We start from the raw sequence: 10536 nt of genomic DNA on the forward strand, positions 1-10536 counted from the left end.
GCCAGACATGAGCAACCGCCAAGCCGAAATCGCCGCCGCCCTCGACGTGGTACCGCCATTCGCCGACGACGCTGCGCTGAGCGCCGAAATCGAAAGGCGCAAGACCTTCATCAAGAACACCCTCAAGCAGTCCGGCCTCAAGGTGCTGGTGCTGGGTATCAGCGGTGGCGTGGACTCGACCACGGCCGGGCGCCTGGCTCAGCTTTCGGTCGAAGAGCTGCGTGCCGAGACTGGCGACGCCGACTATCGCTTCATTGCCGTGCGCCTGCCGCACAACACCCAACATGACGAACACGACGCTCAGGCCTCGCTGGACTTCATCGGCGCCGATGAGGTCAGCACCGTCAACATTGCCGACAGCGTCAATGGCCTGGCCCAACAGGTCAGCCACTTGCAACAGCTGAGCGAAGCCCGTCGCGACTTCGTGGTCGGCAACGTCAAGGCACGTATTCGCATGGTCGCCCAGTTCACCATCGCCAATGCCAGCAACGGCCTGGTGATCGGCACCGACCACGCCGCCGAGGCGGTGATGGGCTTCTTCACCAAGTTCGGCGACGGCGCCTGTGACCTTGCCCCGCTGTCGGGCCTGGTCAAGCACCAGGTGCGCGCTATCGCAGCGCATCTGGGCGCGCCGGAGCATCTGGTGAAGAAAACGCCCACCGCCGACCTCGAAGAACTGCGCCCCGGCAAACCGGACGAGGAAGCCCACGGCGTGACCTACGCCGAGATCGACGCCTTCCTGCATGGCGAGAAGGTCAGCGACGAAGCCTACGCCACCATCGTGCGCACCTATGACGCCTCGCGTCACAAACGCGAGCTACCGCTGGCGCCCTGATCCATGCAGGCAAAAAGAAGCCGGGCACGGCCCGGCTTCTTCATCTGTGCAGCGGCTCAATGCGACTCGCCGGCGATGCGTTCTGCCGGTGAGGCACAGCGTTCGAACACCTCCCGCGGCCGACACTGGGCCACCGGCGCAGGTGGCGGCTGATCCGGCACCGTCGGCTCGCCCGGCTCCTGCGGTGGCACGGGTTTGCCGGGCTGATCGGGAACATCGGGCTGCGGCTGGCCCGGAATATCGCCAGCCCGAATCCCGCTGGAGATCAAGGTAAAAGCTGAAACGGACATGGTTCTACCCTCGTTGAATGGACTGCAGAGGGTAGAGTGCGCCGTCAGGCACTAATTCCAACTTTCATCGGGCAGGCTGGGCGTCGAAATGTACGGTGAGCGATACCAGCACCTGCGGCTCGCCGTCCTCGGCCTGGGCATGATTGTCGGCCCGGCCAAAGCCCAGCCATATCGGCTGCTCCTGCTTGATCGCCACTGCCGAATTCTGGTCGGCCGAACCCTCCAGTCCTGATAGCGCCGACTCGGCCTCTTCACGCGACATGCCAAGGCGCAGCCGATCATCCAGCACGAAGCCCTCCAGTCCGGCGCGAGCAGGCACCTCCTGCAACCAGCCCAGATAGAGATCACCGGTGAAACGCGGCACCAGCCAGCAACGCACTTCACGTAAGCGGTCACCGGCGAACACCAGCATCAGGCTGTTGCCATACAGCAGGCCGCGGCGCTCGCCATGCAGCGGCAACTCCGCGCTGGGCTGGCCGAGGGTCATGGCAAAATCCGCTGGCGACGCCGTGGGCGCCAGGCCGAACACATTGCTCCCCGAATACACCTGCAGCTCGGCGCGAGCTGACAGACATGCAAGCAGCAGAGAGAAAAAGACGGCCCGCTTCAATATCGTGTTGATGGTCATGTTCCCTGACTCCGATTTTCGCTCATGAAAAAGCCGGGCTTTGCCCGGCTTCTGGTGTTCGCATGACTTGATCAGGCTTTCGGCAGGGTTACGCCCGTCTGCCCCTGATACTTGCCGCCGCGGTCACGGTAGGAGACCTCGCAGGCCTCGTCAGACTGCAGGAACAGCATCTGCGCCACGCCTTCGTTGGCATAGATCTTCGCCGGCAGGTTGGTGGTGTTGGAGAATTCCAGAGTCACGTGGCCTTCCCACTCCGGCTCCAGCGGCGTGACGTTGACGATGATACCGCAACGCGCGTAGGTGCTCTTGCCCAGGCAGATGGTCAGCACGTCACGCGGAATGCGAAAGTACTCGACGGTACGGGCCAGGGCGAAGGAGTTCGGCGGGATGATGCAGACGTCGCTCTTGATGTCGACGAAGCTCTTCTCGTCGAAATTCTTCGGGTCGACGACAGCCGAGTGGATGTTGGTGAACACCTTGAATTCGTCGGCGCAGCGCACGTCGTAGCCGTAGCTGGACACACCGTAGGAAATCACCCGGCTGGCGTCGGCGCCACGCACCTGACGCTCTACGAACGGCTCGATCATGCCGTGTTCCTGGGCCATGCGGCGAATCCACTTGTCCGATTTGATGCTCATGGCGAGGTGTCCTGAGTGGGCGGTTACTGGAAAAGTGAGCGCATCTTACCGATGCCGGCGCCACGCTTCAAAGATTGCCGCCGCGCCCACCAATCATTATTTGCAAAAAAGCTGCATCGACTATTCGCACTCGACGATAAAAACACGTATGGTGTGCCCACTGTGCTGCATGTGTCACCGCGAATCGCTACTAGATGCCTAGATTTCGATCCAAACATCGTCCGACTCCTAGTACTCGTTGCACTCAGTCCCGGCCTGGGCTTTTCCAGGGCTGTTATTACTTTTGTTAGGAGACATCACATGTCCAATCGTCAGACTGGCACCGTTAAGTGGTTCAACGATGAGAAAGGCTACGGCTTCATCACCCCGCAATCCGGTGACGACCTCTTCGTTCACTTCAAAGCCATCCAGAGCGACGGTTTCAAAACCCTGAAGGAAGGCCAGCAGGTTTCCTTCGTGGCTACCCGTGGCCAGAAAGGCATGCAGGCTGAGGAAGTTCAGGTTATCTAACCTGTACTACCCTGCTTGAAAAGAGCCCCGCCTAGTGCGGGGCTTTTTTATGGGTGTTGCACGCCTTGTAGGAGCGGATTTATCCGCGAAATCGCGGCTGATCCCGCTCCTACAGAAGCGGGATCGGAGTGGGCTTCGTCACGCCAGGACCGAGTCGCCTGCGTTGCCCTCTCCCGCCCTTCGGGCGCACTCGGCTTTGGCTCCTGAGCCGCCCTGCCTTCCGCATCATGCAGTCATTCCTCGCAAGCGGGGAGGATGAGCCGAACCACCGAAGTCGCCTGCATCGCCCTCTCCCGCCCTTCGGGCACCCTCGGCTTTGGCTCCTGCGCCGCCCTACCTCCTGCATCCATGCAGTCGTCTCCCGCAAGCGGGAGAGGGGCATCAGAGGGCCGCTGCGCGGCTGCTGTTAGTCCTCGCTGATCTCGATGCTGGGCATCGCCGGCTTGCCAGCCTGGGCGATACGCGCGCCGACCTTGCGCGCCAGGTCCTGATAGATCATGGCGATCTGGCTTTCCGGATCGGCAATGGTGGTGGGCTTGCCATCATCGGCCTGCATGCGGATGGCCATCGACAGCGGCAGCGAGGCCAGCAGCTCGACACCATATTGCGCAGCCAGCTTCTCGCCGCCGCCCTCACCGAACAGGTGCTCGGCGTGGCCGCAGTTGGAGCAGATGTGCACCGCCATGTTTTCCACCACACCCAGCACCGGGATGTGCACCTTGCGGAACATCTCCACGCCTTTCTTGGCATCGAGCAGGGCCAGGTCCTGCGGCGTGGTGACGATCACGCTGCCAGCCACCGGCACCTTCTGCGCCAGGGTCAACTGGATATCACCAGTACCCGGCGGCATGTCCACCACCAGGTAATCAAGATCGTTCCAGGCGGTCTGGGTGATCAGTTGCAGCAAGGCGCCGCTGACCATCGGCCCGCGCCACACCATCGGCGTGTTGTCGTCGGTGAGAAAGGCCATGGACATCACCTGCACGCCATGAGCTTCGAGCGGCACGAACCACTTCTGTTCGCGAACTTCCGGCCGCGTACCCTCAGCGATACCGAACATGATGCCTTGGCTGGGCCCATAGATATCGGCGTCGAGGATACCCACGCGCGCGCCCTCGCGGGCCAGCGCCAGCGCCAGGTTGGCCGCCGTGGTGGACTTGCCCACGCCGCCCTTGCCCGAAGCCACAGCGATCACGTTCTTCACCCCGGCCAGCGCTGGCACCTGGGCCTGACCCTGATGCGAGTCGATCACGCAATCGACCTGCACTCGCGCGCCGTCCACGTCTTCGAGGTTCTCCAGCGCCATCTGCAGCATCTGCGCCCAGCCATTCTTGAACAGACCGGCGGCGTAGCCCAGCTCCAGACGTACGGCGACGCGCGCACCCTGGATGTCGACTTCACGCAGGCAGCCGGCGCTGACCGGGTCCTGCTCGAGATGGGGGTCGGTGAACTGACGCAGGCAGGCTTCGACCGCTTCGCGGGTGACGGCACTCATGCAAGAACTCCAGAAGGCAGACAGAAAAACAGGCCCTCATCATAACAGCAGCCTTCCCGGGCAATGCAGCATGCGCTTTTCCTTGCCGCAGGTAGCTTGAAGCTTGTCGCTTCCCTTATAGTTGTCGACTTCCCTCGTTTTACCAGTGCAGCCGATCACCATGACCGAAGCCCGCAAGATTCTCGTTACCAGCGCCCTCCCCTATGCCAACGGCTCCATCCACCTCGGCCATATGCTCGAGTACGTGCAGACCGACATGTGGGTGCGCTACCAGAAACTGCGTGGCAATCAGGCGATCTACGTCTGCGCCGACGACGCCCACGGCTCGGCGATCATGTTGCGCGCCGAGAAAGAAGGCATCACCCCCGAACAATTGATCGATGGCGTACGCGCCGAGCACATGGCCGACTTCGCCGACTTCGGCGTGGACTTCGACAACTACCACTCCACCCACTCGGAGGAGAACCGCGAGCTGTCGGCGGCCATTTACCTGGCGCTGCGCGACAAGGGCCATATCGCCACTCGCGCGGTGACCCAGTACTTCGACCCCGAGAAGGGCATGTTCCTCGCCGACCGCTTCATCAAGGGTACGTGCCCGAAATGCGGCACCGAGGATCAGTACGGCGACAACTGCGAGAAATGCGGCGCCACCTATTCGCCGACCGAACTGAAGAACCCACGCTCGGCCATCTCCGGGGCCGTGCCGGTGCTCAAGGAATCGCAGCATTTCTTCTTCAAGCTGCCGGACTTCGAAGCCATGCTCAAGCAGTGGACGCGCTCCGGCGCCCTGCAGGAAGCGGTGGCCAACAAGATCGCCGAGTGGCTCGATGGCGGCCTGCAGGAGTGGGACATCAGCCGCGATGCGCCCTACTTCGGCTTCGAGATTCCCGGCGAGCCGGGCAAGTACTTCTACGTCTGGCTGGACGCGCCGATCGGCTACATGGCCAGCTTCAAGAACCTCTGCAGCAAACGCCCGGAGCTGGACTTTGACGCGTTCTGGGGCAAGGATTCCACCGCCGAGCTGTACCACTTCATCGGCAAGGACATCGTCAACTTCCATGCTCTGTTCTGGCCGGCCATGCTCGAAGGCGCGGGCTACCGCAAGCCGACTGCAGTCAACGTGCACGGCTACCTGACCGTCAACGGGCAGAAGATGTCCAAGTCGCGCGGCACCTTCATCAAGGCGCGCACCTATCTGGATCACCTGAACCCGGAATACCTGCGTTACTACTACGCCTCCAAGCTGGGCCGTGGCGTGGACGATCTCGACCTGAACCTCGAGGACTTCGTGCAGAAGGTCAACTCGGATCTGGTCGGCAAGGTGGTCAACATCGCCAGCCGCTGCGCCGGCTTCATCCACAAGGGCAACAATGGCCTGCTGGTCGCCGCCAACCCGGAGCCCGAGCTGTGGGACGCCTTCCAGGCCGCCGCGCCGAGCATCGCCGAGGCCTACGAAGCGCGCGATTTCTCCCGCGCCATGCGCGAAATCATGGCACTGGCCGACCGCGCCAACGCCTGGATCGCCGACAAGGCGCCCTGGGCTCTGAACAAGGTCGAAGGCAAGCAGGCCGAGGTGCAGGAAATCTGTGCGTTGGGCGTCAACCTGTTCCGTCAGCTGGTGATCATGCTCAAGCCGGTGCTGCCGAAACTGGCTGCCGACGCCGAAGCCTTCCTCAACGTGAAGCCGCAAACCTGGGCCGACCTGTCGCTGCCGCTGGCCAATCATCAGTTGAACCCGTTCAACCCGCTGCTGACCCGCATCGAACAAGCGAAGATCGAAGCCATGACCGAAGCCTCCAAGGAAGACCTGGCCGCCGAAGCGCCCAGGCCACAAGGCAATGGCGAACTGAGCAAAGATCCGCTGGCCGCCGAGATCAACTTCGACGCCTTCGCCGCCGTCGACCTGCGTATCGCCCTGATCGAGAAGTGCGAGTTCGTCGAAGGTGCCGACAAGCTGCTGCGCCTGTCGCTGGATATCGGTGACGAGAAGCGCAACGTGTTCTCCGGCATCAAGTCCGCCTACCCGGACCCTAGCAAGCTGGAAGGCCGCCTGACCCTGTACGTCGCCAACCTGGCGCCGCGCAAGATGAAATTCGGCATCAGCGAAGGCATGGTCCTGGCCGCCGGCCCCGGTGGCGAGGAAATCTACCTGCTCAGCCCCGACAGCGGCGCCAAGCCGGGCCAACGCGTCAAATAAGCCAAACGCCAGGAGGCACGGATGAAGCCATGGATGGTAGTGACGCTGCTGGCCGCACTGGCCGGTTGCTCCGAGCAATCGGGGCCCCCGCTCGGTGGCGCCCTGCAGGGTGAACGCAACCAGGCTGGCAGCTACCTGGCTTATGAGCACCATATCGGCATAGAACTGGCCGCCGAGCAGATCGGCGAACGCATCGCCGCCACCCGCGAAGCCTGCCTGAGCGAGCGTTTCGGCGCCTGCAGCCTGATCGCCGCACAGCAAAGCAGCGACCATGCGCCGCGTGGCGACCTCACTCTGCGTATCGTGCCCGACGGGGTCGAGGCCATCACCGCCCTGGCCAGCGAGGGCGGTGAGCTGGTCAGCCGCAGCACTCGTGCCGAGGACCTGGCCCAGGCAGTGAGCGACAATCGTCGTCAGCACGAGCAACTGCTGCGCCAGCAACGGACCTTGCAGCAGTTCGAACAACGCGACGATCTGGCCGTGGCCGACCTGCTGGCGCTGGCCCGAGAGCAGGCAGCACTGGAGGTACAACTGCAGGCCATCGCCCAGGAAGCGGCCCAACAACAACGGCGCCTGGATACCAACCTGCTGACCCTTAGCTTCAGCAGCCCCTACGAAAGCTCGCCTTTGGGCCGCATCGGCGAAGCTTTTTCACGCCTCACCGACAACCTCGCGGAAGGCACCGCCAACCTGATCGAGTTCATCGGCTACAGCCTGCCCTTCCTGATCGTGCTGTTCCCTGTAGCGCTGGGCTTGCGCAAGCTGTGGAGACGCCTGACCGGCCGTTGACCGAGGCCGAATAAAGGCCGTCAATGGCAGGCAATTCGCCGCATCCGGCTTGTATGGCCAGGGCCGCTTCCCGATAATAGGCGCCCTTTTCCTAAGTCCTTTGCGCATTCGACGGCAACCCGATGACCGAACTCGTCCTGATCATGGTCAGCGCCATCCTGGTCAACAACTTCGTGCTGGTGCAGTTCCTCGGCCTGTGCCCGTTCATGGGCGTGTCGAAGAAGATCGAGACCGCCATCGGCCTGTCCCTGGCCACCACCTTCGTGCTGACCATGGCCGCCATGTGCAGCTACCTGGTGCAGCAGTACGTGCTCAAGCCGCTGGACCTGGAATTCCTGCGCACCATCAGCTTCATTCTGGTGATCGCCGTGGTGGTGCAGTTCACCGAGATGGTGGTGAACAAGACCAGCCCGCTGCTCTATCGAGTGCTGGGCATCTTCCTGCCGCTGATCACCACCAACTGCATCGTCCTCGGCGTGGCCCTGCTCAACGCCAACAAGGCCGAGTTCACTTTCATCACTGCCACCGCCAATGGTTTTGCCGCCGGCCTGGGCTTCTCCCTGGTGCTGGTGCTGTTCGCCGCCATGCGTGAGCGCATCGCCATCGCCGACGTGCCGAAATCCTTCCAGGGCGCGGCCATCGGCATGATCACCGCCGGGCTGATGTCGCTGGCGTTCATGGGCTTCTCCGGGCTGATCAAGCTATGAGCCTGGTTCTGGTCGCCGTCCTCGCCCTGCTCACGCTGTGCCTGATCGCCGGGGCCATCCTCGGTTTCGCCGCCGTGCGCTTCAAGGTCGAGGGTGACCCCATCGCCGAGCAGATCAACGCCCTGCTGCCGCAGACCCAGTGCGGCCAGTGCGGTTATCCGGGCTGCAAGCCCTACGCCGAGGCCATCGCCGGCGGCGACAAGATCAACAAGTGCCCACCCGGCGGCGAGGCGACCATCCAGGCCTTGGCCGACCTGCTGGATGTCGAGCCCGAGCCGCTGGACGCGGTGGAAGGCGAAAAGCCGCAGATGGTCGCGTTTATCCGCGAAGCAGAGTGCATTGGCTGCACCAAGTGCATCCAGGCCTGCCCGGTGGACGCCATCGTCGGCGCGGCGCGGCAGATGCATACGGTGATCGTCAGCGAATGCACCGGCTGCGACCTGTGCGTCGAACCCTGCCCGGTGGACTGCATCGACATGATCGAAGTCGGCAGCAGCGTGCAGAGCTGGAAATGGGACAAGCCGCTGGCACCCGGCCAGTTGATCGCCAGTGACCGGGAGCAGGCGGCATGACGGTGCAGGAAAAGTTCTGGGATATCCCGGGCGGCATCCATCCGGCGGAGCGCAAGGAGCTGTCCAACCGCACGCCGATCCAGCAGGCCCCGCTGCCCAAGCGCCTAGTGTTGCCGCTCGGCCAGCATATCGGTGCAGTCGCCGAGCCCTGCGTTGTCGTCGGCCAACGGGTGCGCAAGGGCGAGAAGATCGCCAATGCCAACGGCTTCGTCAGCGCACCGCTGCATGCCCCGACCTCCGGCACCGTCAGCTTTATCGGCCCGCAGCCATATCCCCATGCTTCCGGCATGCTGGCGCCGGCTGTCGTCATCGACAGCGACGGTCTGGATGAGTGGATCGAACTCACGCCGCATGGCGACTACCGGCATATGGAGTCGACCGAGTTGCTGGCACTGATCCGCGAATCCGGCATCAGCGGCCTGGGCGGCGCCGGTTTCCCCACGGCGGTGAAACTCACCGCACGGCCGACGCAGAAGATCCACACGCTGATCATCAACGGCACCGAATGCGAACCCTATATCACCGCTGATGACGTGCTGATGCGCGAGCGCGCCGGCGAGCTGGTTTCTGGCATCGATATCCTGATGCAGCTGATCCAGCCCGAGCAGGTGCTGATCGGTATCGAGGACAACAAGCCCGAGGCCATCGCCGCCGTGCGCGCTGCCTGTGTCGGCCGCGATTATCAGGTACGGGTGTTTCCGACCAAGTACCCCTCCGGCGGTGAGAAACAGCTTATCCAGATTCTCACCGGCGTTGAAGTTCCAAGCGGCGGCCTGCCGGCCGATATCGGCATCCTTTGCCAGAACGTTGGCACTTGCGTGGCCATCCACGACGCCGTGCTGCTGGGCAAACCGCTGATCTCGCGCATCACCACGCTCACCGGCGAAGCGCTGGCGCGTCCGGGCAATGTCGAGGCGCTGCTCGGCACGCCGGTGGGCGAGCTGCTGCAGTTCGCCGGGCTGGACACCAGTAAACTCAATCGTCTGATCATGGGCGGGCCGATGATGGGCTTTACTCTGCCCAGTCTCGATGTACCGCTGATCAAGACCAGCAACTGCCTGCTGGCCAGCACCGCCGCGGAACTGCCACCACCACCGCCGGCCATGCCCTGCATCCGCTGCGGCGAATGCGCCGAGGCGTGCCCGGCTAGTCTGCTGCCGCAGCAACTGCACTTCTTCGCCCTGGGCCAGGAGCACGAACAGCTCAAGGCGCACAACCTGTTCGACTGCATCGAGTGCGGCGCCTGCGCCTACGTCTGCCCATCGAGCATTCCACTGGTGCAGTACTACCGCGTGGCTAAGGCGGAAATTCGCGATCTGGAGCAAAAACAGCTTAAAGCCGAACACTCCAAACAGCGCTTCGAGCAACGCCAGGAGCGCCTGCGCCGCGCCGAGGAACAAAAGGAAGCCGAGCGCAAGGCCCGCGCCGAAAAAGCCGCCCGCGCCAAGGCGGCACAGGCCGAAGCGCCTCCTGCTGCGGCAGCGGCGCCGGCCGATGAGGCGCTGAAGAAGCTCAAGATCGAAGCCAGCATGGCCCAAGTTGCGCTGAAGAAAGCCGAGAAACAGCTGGCCGCCCACGACACTCCCGAACTGCAGGCACAGGTCGCCGAGCTACGCGCTGCTGCCGAAGCCGCACAAAAGGCCCTGGCCGATGCACAGGCAGCTGCACCAGCCCCTGCGCCCAAGCCCGCCGGCGACGAAGCGCTGAAGAAAGCCAAGATCGAAGCGGCCATGCTCAAGGCTCAATTGCGCAAGCTGGAAAAGATCGAAACACCGGACGACGATCAACAAGCCGAGATCGCCCGCGTGCGCCAGCAGCTTGAAGCCGCCGAAAAGGCGCTGGCCGATCAGCAGGAACAGGCGCCTGTGCCGACTG

At 63.3% G+C, this 10536-nt stretch carries 11 protein-coding genes; 7 read left to right on the top strand and 4 right to left on the bottom strand.

From position 1 onward, the window contains the following. Window positions 1-7: 7 nt before the first annotated feature. A complete protein-coding gene (nadE, locus tag B2U07_RS05250) occupies window positions 8-835 on the top strand; it encodes an ammonia-dependent NAD(+) synthetase (RefSeq protein WP_275544451.1) in 828 nt (275 codons plus the stop codon). A gap of 56 nt (window positions 836-891) precedes the next feature. On the opposite strand, the gene B2U07_RS05255 is transcribed toward nadE, so the two are convergent. The 3 genes from B2U07_RS05255 to dcd all read right to left on the bottom strand — a co-directional run bounded on the left by B2U07_RS05255 (window position 892) and on the right by dcd (window position 2391). Beyond that, window positions 892-1125 (bottom strand): hypothetical protein, encoded by a 234-nt coding sequence (locus tag B2U07_RS05255; protein ID WP_275545350.1) that lies wholly within the window; start codon window positions 1123-1125, stop codon window positions 892-894. A gap of 64 nt (window positions 1126-1189) precedes the next feature. Continuing rightward, window positions 1190-1753 carry a hypothetical protein gene (locus tag B2U07_RS05260; RefSeq protein WP_275544450.1) on the bottom strand — a complete coding sequence of 188 codons (564 nt, stop codon included), beginning with the start codon at window positions 1751-1753 and terminating at the stop codon, window positions 1190-1192. Window positions 1754-1824: 71 nt separating this feature from the next. After that, window positions 1825-2391 (bottom strand): dCTP deaminase, encoded by a 567-nt coding sequence (dcd, locus tag B2U07_RS05265; RefSeq protein WP_013714599.1) that lies wholly within the window; start codon window positions 2389-2391, stop codon window positions 1825-1827. A 300-nt stretch (window positions 2392-2691) separates the two neighbouring features. On the opposite strand from dcd, the gene B2U07_RS05270 reads away from it, so the two are divergent. After that, window positions 2692-2901 (top strand): cold-shock protein, encoded by a 210-nt coding sequence (locus B2U07_RS05270; protein ID WP_013714598.1) that lies wholly within the window; start codon window positions 2692-2694, stop codon window positions 2899-2901. A gap of 406 nt (window positions 2902-3307) precedes the next feature. Here the strand turns inward: B2U07_RS05270 and apbC are convergent, their stop codons facing one another. Next, window positions 3308-4396, bottom strand: coding sequence for an iron-sulfur cluster carrier protein ApbC (gene apbC / locus B2U07_RS05275; protein ID WP_275544449.1), 1089 nt, complete (start codon window positions 4394-4396; stop codon window positions 3308-3310). 160 nt (window positions 4397-4556) lie between these two features. Here apbC and metG point away from each other — a divergent pair, with 160 nt between their 5' ends. The 5 genes from metG to rsxC form a co-directional block, all read left to right on the top strand. Beyond that, window positions 4557-6593 carry a methionine--tRNA ligase gene (gene metG / locus B2U07_RS05280; protein ID WP_275544448.1) on the top strand — a complete coding sequence of 679 codons (2037 nt, stop codon included), beginning with the start codon at window positions 4557-4559 and terminating at the stop codon, window positions 6591-6593. Between the two features lie 21 nt (window positions 6594-6614). After that, on the top strand, window positions 6615-7382 hold the full coding sequence (locus B2U07_RS05285; protein WP_275544447.1) for a DUF4349 domain-containing protein: 768 nt from the start codon (window positions 6615-6617) through the stop codon (window positions 7380-7382). Between the two features lie 122 nt (window positions 7383-7504). Further along, a complete protein-coding gene (gene rsxA / locus B2U07_RS05290) occupies window positions 7505-8089 on the top strand; it encodes an electron transport complex subunit RsxA (RefSeq protein ID WP_275544446.1) in 585 nt (194 codons plus the stop codon). Next, the gene (gene rsxB, locus B2U07_RS05295; protein ID WP_197855256.1) at window positions 8086-8661 is read left to right on the top strand and encodes an electron transport complex subunit RsxB; all 576 of its coding nucleotides are present in this window, start codon (window positions 8086-8088) and stop codon (window positions 8659-8661) included. The genes rsxA and rsxB overlap by 4 nt, the downstream gene beginning before the upstream one ends. Next, on the top strand, window positions 8658-10536 hold a 1879-nt coding region (gene rsxC, locus B2U07_RS05300; protein ID WP_296276151.1), incomplete at its 3' end, for an electron transport complex subunit RsxC. The genes rsxB and rsxC, both read left to right, overlap by 4 nt.

Origin of the sequence: Pseudomonas sp. UBA7530, assembly GCF_002479365.1 — a bacterium.
Lineage (GTDB): Bacteria > Pseudomonadota > Gammaproteobacteria > Pseudomonadales > Pseudomonadaceae > Aquipseudomonas.